Here is a 25,838-nt window from a genome sequence, read left to right as displayed (position 1 = left end):
ATTCCTTATTGTTAAATTTATTAATTAAATTCAGTAGATTAGCCAAACGATTGCCAAACAATCGTAATATTAACTGTAATCAATAAACAAATTTATATTATGGCAAATCAAAAATTACCTGAAAGAGACACTAACATCCCTTTAGAAGTAGCGCAAACTTGGGTTGCAAAATGGAAAAAACAAACTGATGAAGAAACTGCAAAAAAACGTGTTAACTCGTTTTTAATCCCAAAAGTTAATTTAGAAAAAGTTCTAGCACAAGGAATCGATGTCGCAAGAGCTTATATCGGAATAAATGACGAAGGTTTGCAAACATTGATGATCGTTGGAACAACTTATAACGAGAAAACGGGAATTTATGAAGATCAGATTCCTAACAACAAAGATGGAGTAGCTGAAGACGGTGCAGGTATTTATGATTTTTCAGAACCAAGCCCTCCTGGAACTCCAGATCCTAATAGCCCAATGAACGAATAAAAGATGCATACGTATCTTGTAAATACAGGACATATACTTTTATTGATAAACTTTATCTTATATTCCTTAGGCTTTTTTAGAAATAAATCGGCTTATAAAATTTTTACTGTTTATTTGTTTGTGATAATAGGTGTACAGCTTAGTTCTCGCATTATAAGACAAATGGGACTTAGCAATCTTTATTTATCTCATGTATATTTTATAGGACAGTTTATAATTTTAAGTCTTTTTTATTTACAATTAGTAAAAGACCCATTTCAGCAAAAAGCAATTAAGATTGGTTTTGTGTTGGTTTTATCAACATTGATCATTCAATATAGCTTAAAACCTGAGATGTTTTTTAAATTCAATTTATATGAAATTTTTATTACTTCGTTCTTGTTGATTATTTATGCAGTGTTTCATTTCTACAATATGCTGGATGAGAAAAAAGAATTTTACTATATCAACATGGGGCTTTTATTGTATCTCTTTGCGAGTACAATTTTATTTCTGATAGGTAATTTGACAACAAAATTCAGTAAAGATTTTAGCATGATTACTTGGACTATAAATGCAATTTTGGTAATAGTGTATCATATTTTTTTCTTGTATGAATGGAAAGTAAGTTATTTCAGAACGAAGACAATTAATTCTAACTGATAATTTAAATAATGATAAAAAAACAATTTTATTTGGGCTTGCAGGAGCAGCGCTTATTGTGTTTTCTTGTCAAAAAGATAATTCGCAAGAAAATAGTTCTGCAGTTTCAGCAACAGAACAAGAAAACTGGTTGACAGCAAAATTAGATGCTGACTTCGCTAGTTCGCAAGAACAAGTTACCGCTTATTTGTTTTCCTCAACTGAACTTTCAGCACTAGTGAAAACTCCTAATGTCGAAAATGTGCAGTTTGTTCTAGGTTATAGCGACAAAACGTTGCAAATAAAAGTAATTGGCGTTGATAAATCGGGCAAAGAGCTTGGCAGTTTGGACTCCAAAATTTTAAAAGATCCATCTTATGCTCGCTAAACTAGCAAAATTGGAAACTGGAGAAACTAGCAAAACTGACAAAGGTTCTGCTCTTTTAAATGAACATTTGATGTTGTCACAAGAAGCTTATGACGGAATTGTGGCATGGCAGAATAAATTAAAAACGGTAACCGATTTAAACGAAGTAACTTCGTATGAAGGAGCACGTTTTCAGCATTACAGTTTGGAGGTCATGGTTGTGGCCGAAATGCTTAAAGGCGACAATACGGCAAATATTGGTTTGTTCCTTGGATTAAACGGAAAAGGAAAAGTAACCACAATTTTAGTTGAATTGGATAAAAACAATGCCATCAAATCTAAATCATCTGTAACAGGAAAAACGATGGATAATCCTGAAGATGTTTATGATGGCTCACGTCCTTCGCCTCCCTATTAAGATTAACTGCTTAAAATAATAAGCCTTTATCAGGATTTATATTCTGATAAAGGTTTTTTAATGTTTTAAGTCAATAAATTTCTAGAATAATATTTAAAAATTTATCCCTAAATCCTTAATAATGAAAAAAACAATTTTATTTGGGCTTGTAGGAGCCGCGCTTATAATGTTTTCTTGTCAAAAAGATAATTCGCAAGAAAATAGTTCTGCAGTTTCAGCAACAGAACAAGAAAACTGGTTGACAGCAAAACTAGATGCTGACTTTGCTAGTTCGCAAGAACAAGTTACCGCTTATTTGTTTTCATCAACTGAACTTTCAGCACTAGTGGAAACTCCTAATGTCGAAAATGTGCAGTTTGTTCTAGGTTATAGCGACAATACGTTGCAAATAAAAGTAATTGGCGTTGATAAATCGGGCAAAGAGCTTGGAAGTTTAGATTCCAAAATTTTAAAAGATCCATCTTATGCCGCTAAACTAGCAAAATTGGAAACTGGAGAAACTAGCAAAACAGACAAAGGTTCTGCTCTTTTAAATGAACATTTGATGTTGTCACAAGAAGCTTATGACGGAATTGTGGCATGGCAGAACAAATTAAAAACGGTAACGGATTTAAACGAAATAACTTCGTACGAAGGAGCACGTTTTCAGCATTACAGTTTGGAAGCCGCTGTTGTGGCCGAAATGCTTAAAGGGGAAGATACGCCAAACATTGGTTTGTTTTTAGGTCTTAACGGAATTGGAAAAGTAACTGGGATTTTGATAGAATTGGATAAGAACAATGCCATCAAATCAAAATCATCTTTAACCGGTAAAACGATGGATAATCCGGAGGATGTGTATGATGGTATCCGTCCGTCCCCTCCATATTAAAATTAACTGTTTTTGATTAAACAAACCTCTCTCAAAATTTTATTTTGAGGAGGTTTTTTTTGATTTTTCGAATAACTTCAATCTTTTGAAATTCAAAAGGCAAAAATTCTTAAATATATGACAACAAAAGCAATCTCAGAATCCGAAATTGTTGCAACCGCGATATTCAGTTGTGTTTCTTTCTTTTTGATGGGGCTTGTTTTGATCTTGTTTTTTTATTTCTCAAGAAAAAAATTACGCAGAAAGAATTAGAAAAAAGAGATTTAGAAATTCAATACCAAAAAGAACAATTACATGCGATTATTGTAACTCAAGAAGAGGAACGGAAACGAATTGCGCAGGATCTTCATGACGATATTAGTTCGAAATTGAATATTGTTTCTTTGAATACCCATTTATTATCTGCTCCAAATTTGACCGAAGTTGAAACGAAGGAAATCACAGAGAATATTATTAGTTTGACGACTAAAGCTTTGGAGAATTCTCGAAAAATTGCCCACAATTTATTGCCTCCAGTTTTCGAAAAATTTGGGCTTAGTGCTGGTGTAGAAGAATTGTGTGCAGAATTCGAATCCAGCAAAGCGGTAAAAGTTCATTACAAAAACACTGCTGAGTTTGATGAAAATGATATTGATCGTCATTTGCATGTGTTCAGAATTCTTCAGGAATTTATGAATAATTCGCTCCGACATGGAAAAGCAAGTGAAATCAAAATTGAGTTCTTGGATGATAACGGAATTTTTACCTGCAATTATGAAGATAACGGAATTGGTTTTGATAGCCAAAATGCCGAAAATCAAAAAGGTCTCGGAATGAAAAATATTGATAGCCGTATTTCTTTCCTTAACGGAACTATTCGCATTTCTTCAGAAATAAATAAAGGTTTCGTTGCAAATTTTACATTTTAAGTTAATTTGTTGTATTAATTGTAGATTTAAAGCGATATATTGGATTTCTTAGGTCAATGTTTGCTACATATTTTGTAAATTCGGCATACCAAACGACCAAAAACAATAAATAAAAATGAATGCTTGCTATTAAAATTGCTTTAGTTGATGACGAAGTTTTATTTCGAAAAGGAATTGCCTTTTTATTGCAGAGAGAAGAAAATATCGAAATTATTTTTGAAGCATCAAACGGCGAAGAACTTCTTGCTAACTTAGAAGAAAACGAAATCAAGCCAGATATTATTATCATGGATTTGAAAATGCCTGTCCTTAATGGTGTTGAAGCGACAAAAATTATTCGTAAATCCTATCCAGATATTAAAATAATAGCACTAACAAGCTATGACACTAAATCATTTATTGCTAATATGATTCAGGTTGGCGCAGTGGCATATCTTATAAAAAATACTACTCCAAAAGATTTAATACTTACTATTAATGAAGTCGCAAAAAAAGGATTTTATTACAATGAGAGTGTTTTAAAAACAATTCAAGATACTATAGTTTCATCAAAAACCTCTAAAGTGCATCTTGAAACAAGTTTTCTTTCACCTCGTGAAATCGAAATATTGCGGCTTATTTGTCAGCAAAAAACAACTTCTGAAATTGCTGAACATCTTTTTTTGAGTCCGAGAACTGTTGAGGGCCACAGAAACAATTTGCTTCTTAAAACAGAATCTAGAAATATTGCAGGATTAGTTGTGTATGCGATTCAAAACGAAATTGCTGTTTTGACACTATAAATTTCTAGGCAGTCAAAAATTGTATAGAGAGGACATAGTACAAAATAATGGTAAGGACAAGTACACAAATACCAATTTTTTGAATAACATTTAATCCTTTTGGTTGGTTATTACTTTCGTTAAATTTCATAATTTTGGCTTTCATTGATTTATTGCTCAATGATTTGAGTTACCAAATGTAGTTAGAATTTGCTTTTGCAAAATACGTGTTTTTACCTGTTTTTAGATATTAGGATAAAAACAGTGAAAATTTTTAACTTTTCGTTCAGTTATAAATCAGCGATAACGTTAGTGTTTTTAACTGCTTACTTCATATCTTTACTAAAATAATTTTTTGAATGAAGAAGAGTTTAGTATATATCTTTATCATATTGTTTTCGTTTTCAGCAAAAGCATCATTTATTTTGTTGCCAATGGACGAAACGACACAACAAAATCATCTTAAAGCTTACGGAATTACTTATTGGTGTTTGAGCAAAGACTATAAGGCAAGCTGGCTTCTCAATTATAGAGGCGGTTCATTTTTGTTGCCTGATGCCGAAGAAATTAGAAAAGAATGCAAAATAAGAGGAGTAAGTTTTGAAATTTTATCGGATAGCGAAGAAGTCGCAATTTTGAATGAAATTTCTAGTCCATCTCAAAATATGGAGTCGGTTGTTTTGGAAAAAGCACCCAAAATTGCCGTTTATACTCCAAAAGGAAAACAACCCTGGGATGATGCTGTAACATTGGTATTAACTTATGCCGAAATTCCGTTTACACCAATATATGATGAAGAAGTCTTAAGCGATCAATTGTTGTTATACGATTGGCTTCATTTGCATCATGAGGATTTCACTGGTCAATATGGGAAATTTTATGCCGCATATAAAAATACACCTTGGTATATCGATCAGAAAAAGGATGCCGAGGCTTTAGCCGCAAAATTAGGCTATGCTAAAGTTTCACAAGAAAAAGGTGCAGTTGCAAAAAAAATAAGAGATTTTGTGATTGGCGGCGGTTTTATGTTTGCGATGTGTTCTGCCACAGATAGTTTTGATATTGCTCTTGCGACTGATGGAGTTGATATTTGCGAAGCCATGTTTGATGGAGATCCAAGCGAATCAAATTACCAGTCCAAATTGGATTTTGGAAATTCTTTTGCTTTCAAAAATTTCACTTTAGAAAGAAGACCAGAAGTTTATGAGTTTTCCGATATTGATATGACCTTGAAACGCAAAGTTCCAATGGAAAAAGATTATTTTACTCTAATGGAATTTTCGGCAAAATGGGATCCAATTCCGAGTATGTTGTGCCAAAACCATACACAGCTTGTTAAAGGTTTTATGGGACAAACTACTTCGTTTGATACTTCGTTGATTAAATCAAATGTTTTGATAATGGGAACTTGTGAATTAAATGGCGAATCGAGATATATTCATGGCGAGAAAGGAAAAGGAATGTTTACTTTCTTTGGTGGTCACGATCCTGAAGATTTTCAGCATCAAGTTGGTGATCCGCCAACAGTTTTAGATTTGCATCCAAATTCTCCTGGCTATCGCTTAATTTTAAATAATGTTTTATTTCCTGTCGCAAGAAAGAAAAAGCTTAAAACCTAGTTTAACGAAAATTCCATCCAGATTGGTAAATGATCGGATATTTTTCTTGCTTCAGATAAAGAATTGAATTTTGCATAAAAATGAATTACACCTGATTTTTTGTAATTCAATGTATTTGATTTGTAAAAAATATTGTCAAATTCAGATGCTAGACAAACATTGTTCCTGCATTCTTTCTTTAAAGTGGTTTTTTGATTTTGCAAAATAGAAGTGTAGCCCATTTTCTTTAAAGGAAAAAAACAGTATGCGACTGCGGACAGTTGAAATCTCCAAGAAAAATTAAATTTAATTCAGGATAAAGAGCAGGTAGAAATTTAAAGTATTTAATTTCTGTCTCAGGATTTCTGTTTTTGGTAATTGCGTGAAAGTTGCTTAAAGTAACAGTCTTTTTGCCAATTTCAAATGTGGCATAATAAGGTTCACGATCAATTTCCAGACTAAATTTTTTTCCAGCGAAGGTTTTCCTTTTAACTTTGCTTTACTTGTTTTCCAGATAAAAGCATAACGTTCTGCTTTATAGCTACTGTCGCTTGTTGGTTCACTGATTGTATAATCCCATTTTGTGCCCTTTTCATTTAATATAGCCGCAAGTTTAGCTATTGCTTGTGCACCGCCGTAGCCAGCAACGACTTCTTGAATAGCCACAATATCATAATCAACAACAGTTGAAGCGATAAAATTTATCTCCGAATCTGTTTTTGATTTTCCAAAATTTTCCAGATTCCAGGAAAGAATTTTAGTTTGTGAAAAGGAAAAGAGTGTAAAAAAATAAAGAACAATGGTAATAAAAGTGGTTTTCATTTGAAATTTAAAAAATCAAATATAAACAATACAAAATTGGATTGCAGTAACCTTAATTTTTTTGTATCTATTTTTTAGCGCTGTTGAAATTATGATAATTTGCAATACAAGTAATGCAGGAATAAAAACCATTTTCCATTCAATTTCAAAGCCACCGGCTTTTTCTGATACGAATGCAAAACTCACTGATAAAAAAATACAAAGAAGCATTGTTTTCATAATAATTCTGTTTTTAGTTGTATTAATTTTGCGGATAAAATTAATGCGATATTTAGGTTTCATGGTTTAGCTAATAGGATACTAGACAAATTTATGAGTATAAAAGAGCATTTCATTACGGAAAACCGTAAAGCAAATGTTAATTTTAAACTAAACCAAAATCTTTAGCGATGGCAATTAAATGAACATTGTTGTTCGCTTTAAAATATATTTTCAATTTGTTGATTCGTTTTTCAATGTCGCTAGTCCCGTTAGGAGTTATTGACATTGCTTTAAATTCATTTGAAATATGCTCTAAAATATAGCCTTTTGCTAAAAGTGATAAAATAGAAATATCGTAAGATTCAATTTCAATTAAAGATTTATCGCTGAAACTAAAAGATAAATCAGAGGATAATATTTTTTCTTCATTTCGACAAACCCCTTCTATGGCTTTTCTTAATTCTTCAATACTGTTGCGTCCTTTGGAAACATAAGCATTTATGCCTAAATCATTAAAAAGTGATTTTATGCGAAATGATTTGTCTTCTATTGAAAAAACAATCTTTTTTAAATCTGGTTGTACTTTATTAACCGCTCCAATGAGATCTTCGCCACTGTTAAGTTGATTTTTACGATAATCTGATTTGAATGATAAATCAGTGATCATTAAATCGTATGGTGCATTTTCTGCAAGTGCCTTTTTGATTTTTAATAAGCCGTCGTCACAGTATTTTACGTGGTCTATTATAGGAACTTTTAAGTCTTCAAGTACTTGAATTACAGCGATGCTAATGCTGTCTAAATCTTCGGCAACTAAAACTTTTTTGAACATATAATTTGTTTTTAAATAGGGAAAGTGAAACTTAATTTAAAACCTTTGTCAGAATTTTTGTCAAAAGTAATAGTTCCTTTTATAGTTTTAATACGGTTTTCCACATTTTGGAGACCATTTTTTAGAATTAGTGCATTATTTTTTGTTCCAATGCCATTGTCAATATATAAAACGGTCAAATTATGGTTAGATATTTTTAATATGACACTTACCAAACTAGCTTCACTGTGTTTTTTCATATTCAGAAATAATTCTTGCATCACACGGTAAAGAATTATTTTTTTGTTTTTCTCGATTTGATTCCATCGAACAGTGTCAAAACCTTGCAATAAAATATTCACTTTTTGGGTTTTGTATCCTGAAATCATTTCTTTTAGTTCAGAAATGTAATTTTCATCAGTGTTTATTAAGCTATTTTCTTTAGAAATATTTCTAGCTTTTGAATATATATTTTCGAGATTATTTAATAATTGATCCTTATTTTGGCTTAATTCCAAATCTTCCTTTTGTACCAAAACTATAGTGTGATACAAATCGTTGGCAAGTTCAGCATCTAATTTTCTAGAAATTCTGGCCTCACTAATATAAATTGCATCTTTTTTTCTTTCTTGCCTTTTTTGGAAAGATGAAAGAATAAAAAAGGAATGCTGAGAGAACAAATACTATAGAAATATATAAAATGATATTTCGATTTTTTTGTCTTTCTAATTGTAATTCTTTTTCCGCTTTTTGAGTTTTCAGCTCTAAGTTTTCTTCCCTGTCTTTCTTGGAGTTGTATATAGCATCGGCAAATTGATTTTTTGCTTTTTTTCTGCTGACAATTAAACTATCAACCTTTCTACTGTAAATTTTCCAATGTTTTCTGGAATTTTCGGCATTATCAGCCTCAATAAACTGAGCCAACATATTAATTTCATATGTTGTTGCTTTTGCTCTTTTTGCGCAATAGTAAGCTTTCTCGGCATTAATTTTCTTTAATTCTGGATTGTTGTATTTTTTATAATACTTATAAAAAGCATGATAGTTGCCAACAAGTTCATAATCATCATTTAATGTAAGTGTTAGTTTCAAGCTTTCGTTAAAGCATTTGAATGCTTCTTCTTTATGATTTCCGAGATATAAATAGGAAAGGCCTAGATTATATAATATAGTCGCGCGCTGAGGAATTGTATTTGAGGGCGTTATTTTATCTTCAATCTTATTTCTAACTCTAGCTAATGATTCTAATATATTTATTGCCTCTTGATATTTTTCTTGATGCATGTAAACAAATGCAATTTCGGATAATATTCGAGCTTTTCTAAATGTAGAGATTGCTTTTTTCAGTGCTTTTTTATGATAATATAATGCTTTCTCGTAATCATATGTATATAAGTAGTTATAGGCCATGAATGTATATGCATTAATGGCGTATTTTCCATTGGTTGTTTTTTCTAGGTATGGGAATGCTTTTATAAGAGTAGCTTCTGCTTCGTAATAATTGCCGTGTCGTTGCTGGATTTCTACCATATGATTTAATGAACCAACATAATAATCTGCATAATCTTCTTTTGGTTCACATAACAATTGTGTTTTATTGAAATAAAAAAAGGCGCTATCAAATTTTCCCGAATCAAAGAAAGCAAATGCTTTTTTGTGCATTTGTTCTATTTCTGCAGTACGATCTTTTTTGATGTGCAATATTTGTCGCTCTTTTGCTTCAGAAAATTGCGTAAAAAAACTAAATGCCAATACTATGATAAAGATTGGAAAGCAAAGAAAAATATAGTTTTTTCGAAAAAAACGGAATAAGTTCTTCTTTATCATAATGGGAGTTTAATTAGAACTTTAAAACCTTTTCCTAAATCAGAGTGAATATCAATTTCACCATGGATTTTGTGAATTGTATGCTCCATGTTATGCAATCCGTTTTTTAAGGTCATTTTGGAAGAATCAATTCCCTTTCCATTATCAGTATAATTGATTATAAGGGTATTGTCTTTTTCTTTAAAAGTTATTGCAACTAAACTGGCCTCACTATGTTTTTTCATATTTACAAGTAATTCCTGTATGGCTCTATAAACCGATATTTTTTTGATCTTGTCAACTTTATCCCATGAAATTGTGTCCAAACCATTAAGCAACAGATTTACATTAGATGTGTTAAATCTCGAAATCATCTCTTTGAGCTGAAAAGTATAATTTTGATTGCTTAAAATCGGATTGTTTTCCTTTGAAATATTTCTTGTTCTTGAATAAATATCATTAAGCTTCGTTAGTAAGTGATTTTTATTTTCTTCGCTAGAAAGATTTTTGCTTTCAACAAATGCTAGAGCATGGTAGACATCATTTGCTAATTCGTCATGAAGTTTTTTTGAAATTCGAGTTTCGCTCTGATATGTTGCTTCTATTTTTTGACGATTCATTCGAGCGGTTAAATAAAAATAAATTATAGTAATTAAGCACAATGCTAATATGATAATGATGTAAGAGATGATATTTCTACGTTCCTGTTTTTCTAATTGAAGTTCGTTTTTTATTTTTTGAGCTTTTAGTTTTAAGTTTTCTTCTTTTTCAGTTCTGGAATCATATTTCATTTTTGTAAATTGATTTTTAGCTTTTTGTCTGATTTCATAAATGCTGTCAATCGTTCTTATATAAAGAAGAGCTTTTTCTTTTGACTCTTCAGCCGAATCAGTATTTTCTATAATGAATTTTAAGGCAAGTAAACGATCATCGGTATTGCCGGATAGCGTGTAATTCTCGTAGCTTAGTTTGGCATATTTCATTGATAGAACCTTATTGTTCTTATAGTATTCCGTAAGATTATAATATGTTTTGCCCAAGCCATCTTCGTCTTTTGCTTGAGACTTTATTTGAATACTCTTTTCAAAAAAACTCAAGGCTTTAGGATTCTGGAGTTTGAAATAACAATAACCAATATAATTGAGTATTTTTGAATAGTAGGTTGGTTTTTGCTGAAGAAATTTCTCTTTACTTATTGATAGAAAAATCTGGAGAGCTTCATTGTACTTGTGCTGTTTTATATAAATTGTTGCTATATTATTTTTTGCTTCAAGTATATTGATTCTGTCAACTTTTAAAATAAATGCTTTTGAGTAATAGGAAATGGCATTTGGATAATCGTAAGTATAATAATAGTTTCTTCCCAAAACACTATAGATATTCCAAACGTAATTTGGATCTTTAATTTTATTTAAATAAGGAATTGTTTCTGTTGCGGTCTTAGTGCTTCCAATAAAATCTTCATGATCTTGTTGAATTTCGGCCATGTAATACATGCAATAAACGTAGGTCTTAGCATCTTCATTAGGATCGCATTTTGTTCTCGCTTTATTGTAAAAATAAAATGCACTATCTAATTGTTTATTCTTGTAGAAAGAATCAGCAGTATTTATTATCTCTTTTATTTTGACCTTATTATTTGTAATTTCCTCTGTAGAATATTTTTTCTTTTGACAGGCAAAAAAGACTGTGAAAATGAGAATTATATAGAGAGAAAATTGTATTTTTTGAAACCATGCGCCAAAAATAGAAAATTATATTTCTTACAACCACGTATAAATACGGTATTTTGTTTTTGATTAAAAAAAATATAATTCGAAATCTCATTTACAGGTATATACAAACAGACCCTCGAATAGGAGGGGCTGTAGATATGAAATTTATTGTAAAATTTATCTTTATAAAATTATTCTGCTCTCATTCCGGTTGCAATTCCTATTCTGTTCCAAGCATTAATTGTGATGATGGCCAAAATGATTTCGGCAAGGTATTTTTCATCAAATAATTTGGTCGCATTTTGATAAACTTCTTCAGAAACATGATTGCTTATTAAAGTAATTTCTTCGGTCAAAGCTAATATTGCTTTTTCTTCTTCCGAATAAAAATCAGCTTCACGCCATGCACTCAATAAATAAATTCGTTGTTCAGATACGCCATATTTTCTTGCATCTGCTGTATGCATGTTAATACAGTAAGCACAGCCGTTTATTTGCGAAGCACGAATTTTAATAAGCTCTTTATGAACTGGAGTTAATGAAGTTGTCGCCATATATTTTTCTAATCCTAACATGGCTTGATAAGCTTCTGGGGCAACTTGCGGGATAACAATTCTTGATTTCATTTTTATATGTTTTAAAAGTTCATTACAAAGGTCAATAATGTATGCTTTTAAAAACTTGAACTACTTCAAGAAATTCAAATCAGACTTTTCCGGCTCTGATCTTACTCATGAATTCAGCAGAAAAATCCAAGTAGGAGGCAAGCATATATTGCGGAACTCGCTGAACAAATTCTGGAAAATGATCATTAAAATGATGATACCTCTCTTCGGCCGACATTGTAAACAAGAATTTAATTCGCATTTGCATTGCACCAAAAGTCTTTTGAGTAACGACTCTAAAATACCTTTCAAGATTTGGAATTTCAATTAGTAGTGATTCTAAAACAGTTTTATCAAGTGCAATAACTTCTGAGTTTTCTACCGCCTGCAAATAAAAACTAGAAGGGATGTGATTATGGTAGCTCAAATAATCAGTGATCCACCAGTTTTCAATACCAAATTGTAATGTTTGTTCGGCTCCTTTAGGATTAATGATATATTGTCTCATACAGCCTTTGACAACAAAATACATCGTATTGCAAACCTGACCTTCCTTTAATACATGTTCTTTCTTTTTTATTTTGGAAACTTCTAAGCATGATTCTAATTTATCAATATCTGAAGGTTCGAGAGAAATGAATTTTTCAATATGATCAAAAAGTGGTTTGTACATAAGAAAGTTTTGGTTTTATACAAAGTTACTTTTTAAATTTTGTTTCTGAAGGAAGAGATTTGAAACTTCTTTAAAACAAAAAACCATCCCGTTTTGACTGGATGGTTTTTCTATGATAAGTAAGTAATCTTAAATTGAGTTTATAAAACGTTTATTTTACTTTATTAAGAATAGCTTTGAAAGCTTCTGGGTGGTTCATAGCTAAATCAGCAAGAACTTTTCTGTTCAATTCGATTCCGTTAGCTTTAACTTTCCCCATGAATTGAGAATAAGACATTCCTTCTAATCTAGCTCCAGCGTTGATACGTTGAATCCATAATGAACGGAAATTTCTTTTGTTTTGTTTTCTATCGCGGTAAGCGTAGCTCATCGCTTTCTCTACTGCATTCTTAGCAACTGTCCAAACGTTTTTACGTCTTCCAAAGAAACCTTTGGCTTGCTTCATTATTTTTTTCTTCTTGCTCTTTTAGCAACTGAATTTACCGATCTTGGCATAATTTTAATGTGTTTTTGTAGCAGGCGTCCTGAATTGAATCAAAGGAACTTAATGGCCGTACTCCAAGGTTATATAAATAATTTTTTAACCTAAAGAATTTTAGTCAAAATCAAAAATGACTTTAGACTTTATAACTTTCGTCTTTCGACTTAATTAGATAATTCTTAATTGTTGTTTGATGCTTTTCATATCTGTTTGGTGAACTAGCGCTGAGTGTGTCAAAGCTAATTTACGTTTTTTAGATTTTTTAGTCAAGATGTGACTTTTAAAAGCATGCTTTCTTTTAATCTTTCCAGAGCCAGTAACTTTAAAACGTTTCTTAGCGCTAGATTTTGTTTTCATTTTAGGCATTTTTCCTAGTGTTTTAATTTATTCTTACTTACTTATGTTTTTTGTTTCAAGTTTAAAGTCTCAGGTCCTAACTGAACACTGAGACTGTAAACTGAGACTATTTTTTCTTCTTCGGAGCAATGAACATGATCATTCTCTTTCCTTCCAGAACTGGCATAGCTTCAACTTTACCATGTTCTTCTAAATCTTGAGCAAGACGCAATAACAGAATCTGACCTTGATCTTTGTAAATGATAGAACGTCCTTTAAAGAATACGAAAGCTTTTAATTTAGCTCCCTCTTTCAAGAATTTTTCAGCGTTCTTTCTTTTAAACTCGTAATCATGCTCATCAGTCTGAGGACCAAATCGAATTTCTTTTACAACAACTTGAGAAGATTTAGCTTTTAATGCTTTGTCTCTTTTCTTTTGTTCGTAAACAAATTTCTTGTAATCCATGATTTTACAAACTGGCGGTTCTGCATTTGGCGAAATTTCAACTAAATCCAATTCAAATTGGTCAGCTAAACGTAACGCATCTGCGATTTTAAAAACGCCAGGCTCAATATTTTCACCTACAAGACGTACCTCTGGAACACGAATAAGATTGTTTATTCTGTGTGCATCTTTTTTCTACTCGAGGTTGAAAACCTCTGTTGCTTCTTATTGCTATGACTTTCTAATTTAAGTTAAACTGTAAATACTTTTAATGTCTTTTTTATTTCTTCGTCCACAATCGCGACAAATTCTTCGATTGAAACTGTGATATTACCTTTTCCTTCTTGTCCGTGACGACGAATCGAAATTGTACCGTTTTTCTCTTCTTCCTCGCCTACAATAAGCATAAATGGAATTTTTTGCATTTCTGCATCTCTAATTTTCTTACCGATAGTTTCGTTTCGGTTGTCAATTAGGGCGCGAATTTCGTGATTTTCTAGCAAATCTAAAACTTTTTTAGCATAATTTTCGTATTTCTCGCTCAAAGACAAGATAATAGCTTGCTCAGGCATTAGCCAAAGTGGGAAATTTCCTGCTGTATGCTCTAGTAAAATTGCTATAAAACGTTCCATAGATCCAAAAGGAGCTCTGTGAATCATAACAGGGCGATGTAATTCATTATCAGCACCTTTATAAGTCAAATCAAAACGCTCAGGCAGGTTGTAATCTACTTGAATTGTTCCTAGTTGCCATTGTCTTCCCAAAGCGTCTTTAACCATGAAATCTAGTTTCGGACCATAGAATGCGGCTTCACCATATTCTACAACAGTATTAAGACCTTTGTCTTTTGTCGCATTGATGATAGCGTTTTCTGCTTTCTCCCAGTTTTCGTCTGTACCAATATATTTATCTCTGTTTTCTTGGTCTCTTAATGAAATTTGAGCAGTAAAGTTTTCAAAACCTAATGAACCAAATACATATAATACTAGGTCGATTACTTTTTTGAACTCTTCATCTAATTGTTCTGGAGTACAGAAAATATGTGCGTCATCCTGAGTAAATCCTCTAACACGAGTTAAACCATGTAATTCGCCAGATTGCTCATATCTATAAACTGTACCAAATTCAGCATAACGTTTTGGTAAATCTTTGTATGACCAAGGTCTTACATTGTAAATCTCACAGTGATGAGGGCAGTTCATAGGTTTCAATAAAAACTCTTCCCCTTCTGCTGGAGTATGAATTGGCTGAAAACTATCAGCGCCATATTTAGCATAGTGTCCAGAAGTAACATAAAGCTCCTTTTGTCCAATATGTGGACTCACAACTTGCTCGTATCCTGCTTTCTTTTGTGCTCTTTTCAAAAATTGCTCTAAGCGCTCTCTAAGTGCGGCTCCTTTTGGAAGCCATAAAGGCAAACCTTGACCTACTTTTTGAGAGAAAGCGAACAATTCAAGTTCTTTTCCTAATTTACGGTGGTCACGACGTTTTGCTTCTTCAAGAAGTTCAAGATATTCAGTTAAGTCTTTTTGTTTAGGGAAAGATGTTCCGTAAACGCGTGTCAACTGTTTGTTTTTCTCATCGCCTCTCCAGTAAGCACCGGCGACACTCATGATTTTTACAGCTTTGATAATTCCAGTATTCGGAATATGTCCACCGCGACATAAATCGGTAAAAGTAGAATGATCGCAGAAAGTAATTGTTCCGTCTTCAAGGTTAGAAATCAATTCAGTCTTGTAAACGTTGTCTTTGTACATTTCCAATGCTTCTGCTTTAGTTACAGGACGCATTTTAAAATCAAATTTCCCTCTTGCAATTTCAAGAATACGATCTTCGATTTTTTTGAAATCAGCCTCAGAAATTTTCTGGTCTTCAAAATCTACATCATAATAGAAGCCGTTAGCAATTGCAGGTCCCAAAGTTAATTTAATTCCAGGATACAATTCCTCAAGAGCTTGAGCCATCACGTGCGAAGTTGAGTGCCAGAAAGCTTTTTTGCCTTCAGCATCATTCCAAGTATATAAAATAAGATTACCGTCGGTCGTTAATGGAGTCTCGGTTTCAATAGTTGTACCATTAAAAGATGCAGAAATAACATTTCTTGCAAAACCTTCGCTAATGTTTTTAGCGACCTCCATTGGAGTTACGCCCGAAGCGAACTCTCTAATTGACCCATCGGGTAAAGTAATCTTGATCATTGTTTATAATTTTGTGAATGCAAATATACATGATTACAAAAATACATACAATATATATATGTATAAGATTGCTTTATTATGTAAGAACCTAGACATATCTATATATAAGAGTAGATTTCATTCGTACAACCCGCCAGTTTTCCAAAACCTGTCGGGTTTGTTTTTTATACATATATATGTATGCACAGTTTGAATTGGGTCCCAATCTTCCGTAGAGGCGCACAGCAGTGCGTCTTATGCACATGGTTGACATACATATTAATATATTAACAGACTGCTTAGTGTTTTTTTTAAGACAGAGCGAATTTGGAATTTCAGTATTGCAGTCTTGATATATATAAGGAGCTGATCCCGCTATCCGCTCCAATCTTTTGTGCCGAACCCCGGCACAAAAGGATTTCAGCCGCTATCGGGGCTATGGCATAGGTTTTCAGAAGAAGAATCAGGGATAAAAGGGATAAAACTTGGCGTCTTGGCGTCTTTGTGGCATAAAACCGGCTGATGAAAACTTAATATCTCTTCAGAAAATTATCAAAAAAGCTGAAAACCCATCAAAAACGGAATCCTAAAAGAGGCAGAAACTGCCGAAACCGCGCATAAAACAAGAAAATTCCTGCATGGGATCAAAAAAATACGAAATGCAAGTTGTATGTTATCAGCGAGTTAGGAGAAAAATAAAAAAAGACCGAAAAAACATTTGGAAAAGCCTTGCACAACTGGAAAAAGGTGCTACTTTTGCACCCGCAACAGCGAAAACGTTCACAGAAATACTGGCAGGCAATACGGACCAAGCGGGAAGAGATTCCTGAAAAAAAGTTCAAAAAAAGCTTGCAGGTTTTGAAAAAGCGTTCTACATTTGCACCCCGCAAAACACGGAAAGTTCCTTGAGAGATTGAAAGAAAAATGAGAAAATGGAAGCGAAAAAAAGTTTCAAAATTTTTCAAGTTTTTCTTGCGAGAAACAAAAAGAAGTTTTAGTTTTGCACCCGCTTTGAGAGACAAGCGGAATACAAGAAATTACGTTCGTAGACATATTGAATTGACAGCCGTTCCGATGAGAATCGGAACAAACAGAATAAGAGTAACGGAATCGGAAGATCCGAATATAACCACTAGATAAGCGTCGAATATACATTATTAAAATATACGATGAAGAGTTTGATCCTGGCTCAGGATGAACGCTAGCGGCAGGCTTAACACATGCAAGTCGAGGGGTAGAAGTCTTCGGATTTTGAGACCGGCGCACGGGTGCGTAACGCGTATGCAATCTGCCTTCCACAGAGGGATAGCCCAGAGAAATTTGGATTAATACCTCATAGCATCGTTTTCCGGCATCGGGAAGCGATTAAAGTCACAACGGTGGAAGATGAGCATGCGTCCCATTAGCTAGTTGGCAAGGTAACGGCTTACCAAGGCGACGATGGGTAGGGGTCCTGAGAGGGAGATCCCCCACACTGGTACTGAGACACGGACCAGACTCCTACGGGAGGCGACAGTGAGGAATATTGGTCAATGGGCGCAAGCCTGAACCAGCCATGCTGCGTGCAGGATGACGGTCCTATGGATTGTAAACTGCTTTTGTACGGGAAGAAACACTCCTACGTGTAGGAGCTTGACGGTACCGTAAGAATAAGGATCGGCTAACTCCGTGCCAGCAGTACGCGGTAATACGGAGGATCCAAGCGTTATCCGGAATCATTGGGTTTAAAGGGTCTGTAGGCGGTCTTGTAAGTCAGTGGTGAAAGCCCATCGCTCAACGGTGGAACGGCCATTGATACTGCAGGACTTGAATTACTGGGAAGCAACTAGAATATGTAGTGTAGCGGTGAAATGCTTAGAGATTACATGGAATACCAATTGCGAAGGCAGGTTGCTACCAGTGGATTGACGCTGATGGACGAAAGCGTGGGTAGCGAACAGGATTAGATACCCTGGTAGTCCACGCCGTAAACGATGGATACTAGCTGTTGGGGGCGACCTCAGTGGCTAAGCGAAAGTGATAAGTATCCCACCTGGGGAGTACGAACGCAAGTTTGAAACTCAAAGGAATTGACGGGGGCCCGCACAAGCGGTGGAGCATGTGGTTTAATTCGATGATACGCGAGGAACCTTACCAAGGCTTAAATGCAGACTGACCGTTTTGGAAACAGAACTTTCGCAAGACAGTCTACAAGGTGCTCGCATGGTTGTCGTCAGCTCGTGCCGTGAGGTGTCAGGTTAAGTCCTATAACGAGCGCAACCCCTGTTGTTAGTTGCCAGCGAGTCATGTCGGGAACTCTAGCAAGACTGCCAGTGCAAACTGTGAGGAAGGTGGGGATGACGTCAAATCATCACGGCCCTTACGCCTTGGGCTACACACGTGCTACAATGGCCGGTACAGAGAGCGACCACCCCGCGAGGGGGAGCGAATCTACAAAGCCGGTCACAGTTCGGATCGGAGTCTGCAACTCGACTCCGTGAAGCTGGAATCGCTAGTAATCGGATATCAGCCATGATCCGGTGAATACGTTCCCGGGCCTTGTACACACCGCCCGTCAAGCCATGGAAGCTGGGGGTGCCTGAAGTCGGTGACCGCAAGGAGTCGCCTAGGGTAAAACTGGTAACTAGGGCTAAGTCGTAACAAGGTAGCCGTACCGGAAGGTGCGGCTGGAACACCTCCTTTCTAGAGCCTTAGTGTTGGTAGCAATACACGCTGAGGAAAAAAGATGCGGACCGGATGGTTTGGGATCCAAGACTGCGCTACTCTTGCTGTCGATTTAAAAAAAATGATAAAACTTAAGAAAAACAGAGTCTCGTAGCTCAGCTGGTTAGAGTACTACACTGATAATGTAGGGGTCGGCAGTTCGAGTCTGCCCGGGACTACTATTTGACTTGAGCAAAGGAAATTCTGGAAGCTGGGATTCGCCAAAAGAGATTAGAGAAGAATCAAGGGATCTAAAATCTGAATTCTAAAATCTGAGATTCAAAATGGGGGATTAGCTCAGCTGGCTAGAGCGCCTGCCTTGCACGCAGGAGGTCAACGGTTCGACTCCGTTATTCTCCACAATCCCGATGGATCGGGAAAAAGTTCATTGACATATTGAGATAAGAAAAATACAAAAAGTAGAAAGCGTTTCTGCCAGCGATGGCGGAAACAAAAAAACGGTCTCGTTTTGAAAACGAGATTGGTACAATAAGCAAAACAAGGGCGCATGGGGAATGCCTAGGCTCTCAGAGGCGAAGAAGGACGTGATAAGTCGCGAAAAGTCGCGGGGACTGGCACACACAGATCGATCCGCAGATATCCGAATGGGGCAACCCGCTATGCTGAAGGCATAGCACACCGATAGGTGGGCAAACCCGCTGAACTGAAACATCTAAGTAGGCGGAGGAGAAGAAAACAAAAGTGATTCCGTAAGTAGTGGCGAGCGAACGCGGATTAGCCCAAACCAGGCATGTTGCGGCATATCTGGGGTTGTAGGACCGCGACATTTCATGCACAAGGAACCGGAAGCTTCTGGAAAGGAGCGCCATAGAGGGTGACAGCCCCGTATGGGCAACGAGTGTAATGGATAGCGGTATCCTGAGTAGGGCGGGGCACGTGAAACCCTGTCTGAATTCGGCGGGACCATCCGCTAAGGCTAAATACTCCTGAGAGACCGATAGTGAACCAGTACCGTGAGGGAAAGGTGAAAAGAACCGTGAATAACGGAGTGAAATAGATCCTGAAACCATGCGCCTACAAGCGGTCGGAGCCCTTAAGTGGGGTGACGGCGTGCCTTTTGCATAATGAGCCTACGAGTTAACGTTGCCGGCAAGGATAAGTGGTTAAGCCATGGATCCGCGGCCGAAAGCGAGTCTGAATAGGGCGCTTTAGTCGGCAGTGTTAGACGCGAAACCGTGTGATCTACCCATGGGCAGGTTGAAGCTGTGGTAACACACAGTGGAGGACCGAACCGGTTGACGTTGAAAAGTCTTCGGATGACCTGTGGGTAGGGGTGAAAGGCCAATCAAACTCGGAAATAGCTCGTACTCCCCGAAATGCATTTAGGTGCGGCGCTGATGATAGTTATATAGAGGTAGAGCTACTGATTGGATGCGGGGGCTTCACCGCCTACCAATTCCTGACAAACTCCGAATGCTATATAATGTTTCACAGCAGTGAGGGCTTGGGTGCTAAGGTCCAAGTCCGAGAGGGAAAGAACCCAGACCATCAGCTAAGGTCCCCAAATATATGCTAAGTTGAAAGAACGAGGTTTGTCTGCCCAGACAGCTAGGATGTTGGCTTGGAAGCGACCATTCATTTAAAGAGTGCGTAACAGCTCACTAGTCGAGCGGACGAGCATGGATAATAATCGGGCATAAGCATATTACCGAAGCTATGGATTTTGCGGCAATGCAAAGTGGTAGGGGAGCATTCCGACAGGGCTGAAGGTGTGTCGCAAGGCATGCTGGACCGGTCGGAAAAGAAAATGTAGGCATAAGTAACGATAATGCGGGCGAGAAACCCGCACACCGAAAAACTAAGGTTTCCACAGCTATGCTAATCAGCTGTGGGTTAGTCTGGTCCTAAGGCGAACCCGAAAGGGACAGTCGATGGCCGACGGGTTAATATTCCCGTACTACTAATTACTGTGATGGGGTGACGGAGTGATGAAAGCGCCGCGAACTGACGGAATAGTTCGTTGAAGTACCTAGCTATATTCTCTATAGGCAAATCCGTAGAGAATGGTGAAATACGATAGTACTCGGAGTCTTCGGACAAAGAGATAGTGCGCCTAAGGGCTTCCAAGAAAAACCTCTAAACTTCAGGTAATTAGTACCAGTACCGCAAACCGACACAGGTAGTTGAGGAGAGAATCCTAAGGTGCTCGAGAGATTCATGGCTAAGGAATTAGGCAAAATAGACCTGTAACTTCGGGAGAAAGGTCGCCCCGCCCACGGCGGGGCCGCAGTGAAGAGGTCCAGGCGACTGTTTATCAAAAACACAGGGCTCTGCAAAATCGCAAGATGAAGTATAGGGCCTGACACCTGCCCGGTGCTGGAAGGTTAAGAGGAGATGTTATCTTCGGAGAAGCATTGAATTGAAGCCCCAGTAAACGGCGGCCGTAACTATAACGGTCCTAAGGTAGCGAAATTCCTTGTCGGGTAAGTTCCGACCTGCACGAATGGTGTAACGATCTGGACACTGTCTCAGCCATGAGCTCGGTGAAATTGTAGTAACGGTGAAGATGCCGTTTACCCGCAGTGGGACGAAAAGACCCTGTGCACCTTTACTATAGCTTAGTATTGACCTTGGATAAATGATGTGTAGGATAGGTTGGAGACTATGAGGCGGCGTCGCCAGGCGTTGTGGAGTCATTGTTGAAATACAACCCTTTGTTTATCTGAGGCCTAACCCCGCGGCCGCGGGGGACATTGCTTGGTGGGTAGTTTGACTGGGGTGGTCGCCTCCAAAAGAGTAACGGAGGCTTCTAAAGGTTCCCTCAGCACGCTTGGTAACCGTGCGCAGAGTGCAATGGCATAAGGGAGCTTGACTGAGAGACATACAGGTCGATCAGGTACGAAAGTAGAGCATAGTGATCCGGTGGTTCCGCATGGAAGGGCCATCGCTCAAAGGATAAAAGGTACGCCGGGGATAACAGGCTGATCTCCCCCAAGAGCTCATATCGACGGGGGGTTTGGCACCTCGATGTCGGCTCGTCACATCCTGGGGCTGGAGAAGGTCCCAAGGGTTGGGCTGTTCGCCCATTAAAGTGGCACGCGAGCTGGGTTCAGAACGTCGTGAGACAGTTCGGTCTCTATCTACTGCGGGCGTTAGAAATTTGAGTGGATCTGATTCTAGTACGAGAGGACCGAATTGGACCAACCTCTAGTGTATCTGTTGTCCCGCCAGGGGCACCGCAGAGTAGCTACGTTGGGAAGGGATAAGCGCTGAAAGCATATAAGCGCGAAACCCACCACAAGATGAGATTTCTTTTAAGGATCGTGGAAGATGACCACGTTGATAGGCTACAGATGTAAAGGCGACAATGTCACAGTCGAGTAGTACTAATAATCCGTAAGCTTATGTACATCCCTTTTCCCTCCGAGCAATCGGAGGGAGAGAACTTTCTATAATGGATATTGTTTCTTTGTCTCAGTATGTTAAGATATTAGCTCGCGCAAGAGCAGTGACTAGTAAAAAGTAACTAGTGATTAGTCCAAAGCTAATTGCTAATCACTAAAAGCTAATCACTTAAAACCTTAAGGTGGTTATTGCGGCGGGGCTCACCTCTTCCCATCCCGAACAGAGAAGTTAAGCCCGCCTGCGCAGATGGTACTGCATCATTGTGGGAGAGTATGTCGTCGCCTTTCTTTTGAAAACCCTGTCCAATTCGGACGGGGTTTTTTGTTTTATATGGTTTGCGGGGAATCATTAAAACCGGAACTTTCTTTTATGGCCGGAGCCGCGTTAGTGATGGGAGCGGCATCCTTTTGCGGGAACCCGCAACTTCCATCCTCCGTTGAAAGCTCTTCCGCAAAAGATACAGCGGACAGCACGGCCCGGAGGGAAACGCCATAATTATTCTTTCTACTTTATAAATCATTTATATATTGTCAATGTGTTTGATGACAGAATTCTGTTAAATTAAAGTCAATTTTAGGTTTTAAACTTAGCTGTATTAGCCTTTTTAAATGTGAATCTGTATTTTTGTTTTTAATAATATAATTTAAAGTATGAAAAAAACTATTGTATTGTTGGCATTGTTTGTTATTGCAAATTTAAATGCTCAGCGGCGCCCTAAGTTGGTTGTAGGTATTGTTGTAGATCAGATGAAAATGGAATATTTATATCGTTTTTCAGATGATTTTACGCAAAATGGCTTTAAGAGGTTAATGAATGAAGGATTTACTTTTCAAAATATGCATTATAATTATATGCCAACTTATACTGCTCCGGGTCATGCTTCAATCTATACTGGTACTACGCCTGCCACACACGGAATTGTTGGTAACGAATGGTTTAGTAGAACTTTAGGTAAAGAGACATACTGTACAGATGATGCCAGTGTAAAAACTGTTGGTGATGGAACTGTGGAAGAAGGTGCAATGTCTCCTAAAAATCTTCAAAGTACTACAATTACTGACGAAGTGAGAATGGCTACTAATTTCGCAGGTAAGGTAATTGGAATAAGTCTGAAAGATCGTGGTGCGATTTTACCAGCGGGCCATTTTGCAAATTGGGCATTTTGGTACAGTAAAACTGGTTCTTTTATTTCGAGCACTTTTTATGGTGAAAAATTGCCAGATTGGGTAACTCAATTTAATAATGAAAAGCATTATATGCCTTATATTAATAAAGGATGGGATTTATACAAACCAGCTTCAACTTACAATGAAAGTTTGCCAGATAATAATCCTTATGAAGGCAAATTATACGGAAGTGCGGCGCCAGTTTTTCCTTATGATCTAAAAACAATGTATGAGAAAAATGATGCAGGTGTTTTAAGATCAACTCCTTTTGGAAATGATTTATTAGCTGAGTTTGCTAAAAAAGCAATCGAAAATGAAGAACTTGGAAAAGATAATGTTACAGACTTCTTGACTGTAAGTTTTTCGTCAACAGATTATGTTGGACATTTACTTGGACCTCGTTCAATGGAACTTCAAGATACTTATTTAAGATTAGATCAAACTATTGCTGATTTTCTGGCTTATTTAGATAAAACTGTTGGTAAGGGGAATTATCTTTTGTTTTTAACTGCAGATCATGCTGGTGCTGAAAATGTAATTTATTTAAAAGATCGTAAATATAATGTAGATAATTATCCGTCTAAAGATGTTCGTAAAAGTCTTCAAGATTTTTCAGTAAAAACTTTCGGAGTTGATTTGTTACTGAACTATTCTAATTTTAATATTTTCTTCAATAAGCAAATTATTAAGGACAAAGGTTTAGAGTTGACTAAAGTAAAACAAGCTTTTAAAGAATTTTTGATTGCTCAACCACAAGTTAAAAGAGTTTATACTGAAGAAGAAATTCTTGCGAATAGTGGAAATGATTATTATTTAAACTTTGTAGCAAAAGGTTATGATGTAACTCAGGATGGTGATATGGTTGTTATAAATAAACCTGGTGATATTGAGTATTCACCTACGGGAACTTCTCATGGAACGCCTTATACTTATGATACTCACGTGCCAGCTATCTTTTTCGGATGGCATATCAAAAAGGGTGAATCATACGATAAAAAAGCGATTACGGAAATTGCTCCAACAGTAGCACAAAAAATCAAAGTCACTTTTCCTAATGGAACTGAAGCAAAAGTAATGCAGGAAGTTTTAGACGAGAAAAAGAAGTTGTGAATGCAAAAAAATAATTCAGAATAAATATAAATTTAAACCAGTCGATTGACTGGTTTTTTTGTGCTAAAAAAAAGGCTTTTCAATTAAGAAAAGCCTTTTAGTAGTGTTTTAGTAAGCACTTATTTTAATGTCAGCACTATGCGTTTGCCAACACTAATTCTTCGTTGTAAGGAAGATTCCAAGCTTCAGCAACTCCTTTGTAAAGGATTTTTCCATTCGCTACGTTTAATCCTTTTCTTAATTCTTCGTTTTCTGCACATGCTTTTTCCCATCCTTTATTTGCTAATTGTACAGCATATGGTAAAGTTGCATTTGTTAAAGCTAAAGTAGAAGTGTAAGGAACAGCTCCTGGCATATTAGCTACACAATAGTGAACAATATCATCAATAATAAAAGTTGGGTTTTCGTGTGTTGTAGGAGTACAAGTTTCGATACATCCTCCTTGGTCAACAGCAACGTCTACAACAACAGCTCCTGGACGCATTAATTTAAGCATGTCACGCGTAATCAAGTGAGGTGCTTTTGCTCCCGGAATCAAAACAGCACCAACAACTAAATCAGCATCTTTAATTGCTTTAGTAATGTTGTAGTGATTTGACATTTCAGTATTTACGTTTGCTGGCATAATATCGTCTAATTGACGTAAACGTGGCAAACTTAAATCCATAATAGTAACTTGTGCACCTAAACCTGCGACCATTTTTGCGACTTGAGTTCCTACGATTCCTCCACCTAAAACTAATACTTTTGCTGGCGGAACACCTGGAACACCACCTAAAAGAATTCCTCTTCCTTTTAATGGTTTTTCTAGATATTTTGCTCCTTGTTGAATTGCCATACGACCTGCAACTTCAGACATTGGTACTAATAATGGTAAACTACGATCTGTTTTTTCAACTGTTTCATAAGCTAAACAAACTGCACCTTTCTCAAGCATTGCATGCGTTAATTCTTCTGATGAAGCAAAGTGGAAATAAGTAAATAATAATTGATCTTTTTTAATCAATGGATATTCAGATGCAATTGGCTCTTTTACTTTGATGATCATTTCTGCAATTGCATAAACTTCTTCAATAGTTCCTAAAACTACTGCACCAGCATTTGCATACTCTTCATCGCTAAATCCACTTCCTAAACCTGCAGTTGATTGTACATAAACAACATGTCCGTGTTTTTTCATTTCAGAAACACCAGCTGGAGTTAATGCTACACGATTTTCATTGTTTTTGATTTCTTTTGGAACACCTATTATCATAATTGTTATATTTTTTGTTTTCTAGAATTTGTTTTACAAAGCTACTCATAGAGAATATATTATTGATAATGGACTTATAAATAAGAAAATATTATTTTATTTTATATTTTTACAGAAATATTTTCTGTTTGAGTGTCTTTAAGTT

The 25,838-nt window shown here is 36.2% G+C and carries 22 protein-coding genes, 2 tRNA genes, 3 rRNA genes and 2 pseudogenes; 15 read left to right on the top strand and 14 right to left on the bottom strand.

Going from position 1 to position 25,838, the window contains the following annotated elements; all coding sequences use genetic code 11:
• Positions 1-99: 99 nt before the first annotated feature.
• From ACQ9BO_RS24040 to ACQ9BO_RS24005, 8 genes are all read left to right on the top strand, one after another.
• On the top strand, positions 100-477 hold the full coding sequence (locus ACQ9BO_RS24040) for a hypothetical protein (protein WP_431242781.1): 378 nt from the start codon (positions 100-102) through the stop codon (positions 475-477).
• Between the two features lie 3 nt (positions 478-480).
• Positions 481-1,119, top strand: coding sequence for a hypothetical protein (locus ACQ9BO_RS24035; protein ID WP_431242780.1), 639 nt, complete (start codon positions 481-483; stop codon positions 1,117-1,119).
• A 58-nt stretch (positions 1,120-1,177) separates the two neighbouring features.
• On the top strand, positions 1,178-1,486 hold the full coding sequence (locus tag ACQ9BO_RS24030; RefSeq protein ID WP_431242779.1) for a hypothetical protein: 309 nt from the start codon (positions 1,178-1,180) through the stop codon (positions 1,484-1,486).
• A complete protein-coding gene (locus tag ACQ9BO_RS24025; protein WP_431242778.1) occupies positions 1,476-1,883 on the top strand; it encodes a hypothetical protein in 408 nt (135 codons plus the stop codon). Before ACQ9BO_RS24030 ends, ACQ9BO_RS24025 begins: the two co-directional genes overlap by 11 nt.
• Positions 1,884-2,004: 121 nt before the next feature.
• The gene (locus ACQ9BO_RS24020; RefSeq protein ID WP_431242777.1) at positions 2,005-2,754 is read left to right on the top strand and encodes a hypothetical protein; all 750 of its coding nucleotides are present in this window, start codon (positions 2,005-2,007) and stop codon (positions 2,752-2,754) included.
• Between the two features lie 170 nt (positions 2,755-2,924).
• Positions 2,925-3,662 (top strand): sensor histidine kinase, encoded by a 738-nt coding sequence (locus ACQ9BO_RS24015; RefSeq protein ID WP_431242776.1) that lies wholly within the window; start codon positions 2,925-2,927, stop codon positions 3,660-3,662.
• A 119-nt stretch (positions 3,663-3,781) separates the two neighbouring features.
• A complete protein-coding gene (locus ACQ9BO_RS24010) occupies positions 3,782-4,444 on the top strand; it encodes a response regulator (protein WP_431242775.1) in 663 nt (220 codons plus the stop codon).
• Between the two features lie 338 nt (positions 4,445-4,782).
• Positions 4,783-6,042, top strand: coding sequence for an asparagine synthetase B (locus ACQ9BO_RS24005; RefSeq protein ID WP_431242774.1), 1,260 nt, complete (start codon positions 4,783-4,785; stop codon positions 6,040-6,042).
• Here ACQ9BO_RS24005 and ACQ9BO_RS24000 read toward each other — a convergent pair.
• The 13 genes and pseudogenes from ACQ9BO_RS24000 to thrS form a co-directional block, all read right to left on the bottom strand.
• Entirely contained in the window at positions 6,039-6,263 is a 225-nt protein-coding gene (locus ACQ9BO_RS24000) for a hypothetical protein (RefSeq protein WP_431242773.1), read from the bottom strand. The genes ACQ9BO_RS24005 and ACQ9BO_RS24000 overlap by 4 nt on opposite strands.
• Positions 6,264-6,414: 151 nt before the next feature.
• Entirely contained in the window at positions 6,415-6,843 is a 429-nt protein-coding gene (locus tag ACQ9BO_RS23995; RefSeq protein ID WP_431242772.1) for a hypothetical protein, read from the bottom strand.
• 15 nt (positions 6,844-6,858) lie between these two features.
• A complete protein-coding gene (locus tag ACQ9BO_RS23990; RefSeq protein WP_431242771.1) occupies positions 6,859-7,062 on the bottom strand; it encodes a hypothetical protein in 204 nt (67 codons plus the stop codon).
• 145 nt (positions 7,063-7,207) lie between these two features.
• The gene (locus ACQ9BO_RS23985; RefSeq protein ID WP_431242770.1) at positions 7,208-7,876 is read right to left on the bottom strand and encodes a response regulator; all 669 of its coding nucleotides are present in this window, start codon (positions 7,874-7,876) and stop codon (positions 7,208-7,210) included.
• A gap of 11 nt (positions 7,877-7,887) precedes the next feature.
• Positions 7,888-8,409: a sensor histidine kinase gene (locus ACQ9BO_RS23980; RefSeq protein ID WP_431242769.1), complete on the bottom strand. Its 522-nt coding sequence runs from the start codon at positions 8,407-8,409 to the stop codon at positions 7,888-7,890.
• 46 nt (positions 8,410-8,455) lie between these two features.
• Positions 8,456-9,556: a hypothetical protein gene (locus tag ACQ9BO_RS23975; RefSeq protein ID WP_431242768.1), complete on the bottom strand. Its 1,101-nt coding sequence runs from the start codon at positions 9,554-9,556 to the stop codon at positions 8,456-8,458.
• 122 nt (positions 9,557-9,678) lie between these two features.
• A complete protein-coding gene (locus ACQ9BO_RS23970; protein ID WP_431242767.1) occupies positions 9,679-11,157 on the bottom strand; it encodes a tetratricopeptide repeat-containing sensor histidine kinase in 1,479 nt (492 codons plus the stop codon).
• 410 nt (positions 11,158-11,567) lie between these two features.
• A complete protein-coding gene (locus ACQ9BO_RS23965) occupies positions 11,568-12,002 on the bottom strand; it encodes a carboxymuconolactone decarboxylase family protein (protein ID WP_431242766.1) in 435 nt (144 codons plus the stop codon).
• 79 nt (positions 12,003-12,081) lie between these two features.
• Positions 12,082-12,654 (bottom strand): Crp/Fnr family transcriptional regulator, encoded by a 573-nt coding sequence (locus tag ACQ9BO_RS23960; protein WP_431242765.1) that lies wholly within the window; start codon positions 12,652-12,654, stop codon positions 12,082-12,084.
• A gap of 151 nt (positions 12,655-12,805) precedes the next feature.
• Positions 12,806-13,149, bottom strand: a pseudogene (rplT, locus tag ACQ9BO_RS23955) (50S ribosomal protein L20).
• 154 nt (positions 13,150-13,303) lie between these two features.
• Positions 13,304-13,501, bottom strand: a complete 198-nt coding sequence (gene rpmI / locus ACQ9BO_RS23950; RefSeq protein WP_026727505.1) for a 50S ribosomal protein L35 — start codon at positions 13,499-13,501, stop codon at positions 13,304-13,306.
• A gap of 97 nt (positions 13,502-13,598) precedes the next feature.
• Positions 13,599-14,099 (bottom strand): annotated as a pseudogene (infC, locus tag ACQ9BO_RS23945) (translation initiation factor IF-3); the annotation flags it as partial.
• Between the two features lie 68 nt (positions 14,100-14,167).
• Positions 14,168-16,114, bottom strand: coding sequence for a threonine--tRNA ligase (gene thrS, locus ACQ9BO_RS23940; protein ID WP_431242764.1), 1,947 nt, complete (start codon positions 16,112-16,114; stop codon positions 14,168-14,170).
• Between the two features lie 617 nt (positions 16,115-16,731).
• Here thrS and ACQ9BO_RS23935 point away from each other — a divergent pair.
• From ACQ9BO_RS23935 to pafA, 7 genes are all read left to right on the top strand, one after another.
• Positions 16,732-16,923, top strand: a complete 192-nt coding sequence (locus ACQ9BO_RS23935; RefSeq protein WP_431242763.1) for a hypothetical protein — start codon at positions 16,732-16,734, stop codon at positions 16,921-16,923.
• A gap of 336 nt (positions 16,924-17,259) precedes the next feature.
• Positions 17,260-18,775, top strand: a 16S ribosomal RNA gene (locus ACQ9BO_RS23930).
• Between the two features lie 126 nt (positions 18,776-18,901).
• Positions 18,902-18,975: transfer RNA gene (locus ACQ9BO_RS23925), tRNA-Ile, on the top strand.
• Between the two features lie 107 nt (positions 18,976-19,082).
• A tRNA-Ala gene (locus tag ACQ9BO_RS23920) sits at positions 19,083-19,156 on the top strand.
• Positions 19,157-19,283: 127 nt separating this feature from the next.
• Positions 19,284-22,167, top strand: a 23S ribosomal RNA gene (locus ACQ9BO_RS23915).
• A 172-nt stretch (positions 22,168-22,339) separates the two neighbouring features.
• Positions 22,340-22,449 (top strand): 5S ribosomal RNA (gene rrf / locus ACQ9BO_RS23910).
• The 16S, 23S and 5S rRNA genes sit together here with 2 tRNA genes alongside, the layout of an rRNA operon.
• A gap of 363 nt (positions 22,450-22,812) precedes the next feature.
• Positions 22,813-24,438 (top strand): alkaline phosphatase PafA, encoded by a 1,626-nt coding sequence (pafA, locus tag ACQ9BO_RS23905; protein WP_431242762.1) that lies wholly within the window; start codon positions 22,813-22,815, stop codon positions 24,436-24,438.
• Positions 24,439-24,574: 136 nt separating this feature from the next.
• Here pafA and ald read toward each other — a convergent pair whose 3' ends face one another.
• Entirely contained in the window at positions 24,575-25,693 is a 1,119-nt protein-coding gene (gene ald, locus ACQ9BO_RS23900; RefSeq protein WP_431242761.1) for an alanine dehydrogenase, read from the bottom strand.
• Positions 25,694-25,838: the final 145 nt, after the last annotated feature.

The sequence above is a fragment of the Flavobacterium sp. P21 genome (genome assembly GCF_050632225.1).
Lineage (GTDB): Bacteria > Bacteroidota > Bacteroidia > Flavobacteriales > Flavobacteriaceae > Flavobacterium.
This window is presented reverse-complemented; position numbering and strand designations above follow the sequence as displayed.

What these genes read in the sequence shown, in the direction of transcription:
- ACQ9BO_RS24040 (WP_431242781.1), top strand. Translation starts at nt 100, where the DNA reads ATGGCAAATCAAAAATTACCTGAAAGAGACACTAACATCCCTTTAGAA.
- ACQ9BO_RS24035 (WP_431242780.1), top strand. Translation starts at nt 481, where the DNA reads ATGCATACGTATCTTGTAAATACAGGACATATACTTTTATTGATAAAC.
- ACQ9BO_RS24025 (WP_431242778.1), top strand. Translation starts at nt 1,476, where the DNA reads ATGCTCGCTAAACTAGCAAAATTGGAAACTGGAGAAACTAGCAAAACT.
- ACQ9BO_RS24020 (WP_431242777.1), top strand. Translation starts at nt 2,005, where the DNA reads ATGAAAAAAACAATTTTATTTGGGCTTGTAGGAGCCGCGCTTATAATG.
- ACQ9BO_RS24010 (WP_431242775.1), top strand. Translation starts at nt 3,782, where the DNA reads ATGCTTGCTATTAAAATTGCTTTAGTTGATGACGAAGTTTTATTTCGA.
- ACQ9BO_RS24005 (WP_431242774.1), top strand. Translation starts at nt 4,783, where the DNA reads ATGAAGAAGAGTTTAGTATATATCTTTATCATATTGTTTTCGTTTTCA.
- ACQ9BO_RS24000 (WP_431242773.1), bottom strand. Translation starts at nt 6,263, where the DNA reads ATGGGCTACACTTCTATTTTGCAAAATCAAAAAACCACTTTAAAGAAA.
- ACQ9BO_RS23995 (WP_431242772.1), bottom strand. Translation starts at nt 6,843, where the DNA reads ATGAAAACCACTTTTATTACCATTGTTCTTTATTTTTTTACACTCTTT.
- ACQ9BO_RS23990 (WP_431242771.1), bottom strand. Translation starts at nt 7,062, where the DNA reads ATGAAAACAATGCTTCTTTGTATTTTTTTATCAGTGAGTTTTGCATTC.
- ACQ9BO_RS23985 (WP_431242770.1), bottom strand. Translation starts at nt 7,876, where the DNA reads ATGTTCAAAAAAGTTTTAGTTGCCGAAGATTTAGACAGCATTAGCATC.
- ACQ9BO_RS23970 (WP_431242767.1), bottom strand. Translation starts at nt 11,157, where the DNA reads ATGTATTACATGGCCGAAATTCAACAAGATCATGAAGATTTTATTGGA.
- ACQ9BO_RS23965 (WP_431242766.1), bottom strand. Translation starts at nt 12,002, where the DNA reads ATGAAATCAAGAATTGTTATCCCGCAAGTTGCCCCAGAAGCTTATCAA.
- ACQ9BO_RS23960 (WP_431242765.1), bottom strand. Translation starts at nt 12,654, where the DNA reads ATGTACAAACCACTTTTTGATCATATTGAAAAATTCATTTCTCTCGAA.
- rpmI (WP_026727505.1), bottom strand. Translation starts at nt 13,501, where the DNA reads ATGCCTAAAATGAAAACAAAATCTAGCGCTAAGAAACGTTTTAAAGTT.
- thrS (WP_431242764.1), bottom strand. Translation starts at nt 16,114, where the DNA reads ATGATCAAGATTACTTTACCCGATGGGTCAATTAGAGAGTTCGCTTCG.
- ACQ9BO_RS23935 (WP_431242763.1), top strand. Translation starts at nt 16,732, where the DNA reads ATGGGATCAAAAAAATACGAAATGCAAGTTGTATGTTATCAGCGAGTT.
- pafA (WP_431242762.1), top strand. Translation starts at nt 22,813, where the DNA reads ATGAAAAAAACTATTGTATTGTTGGCATTGTTTGTTATTGCAAATTTA.
- ald (WP_431242761.1), bottom strand. Translation starts at nt 25,693, where the DNA reads ATGATAATAGGTGTTCCAAAAGAAATCAAAAACAATGAAAATCGTGTA.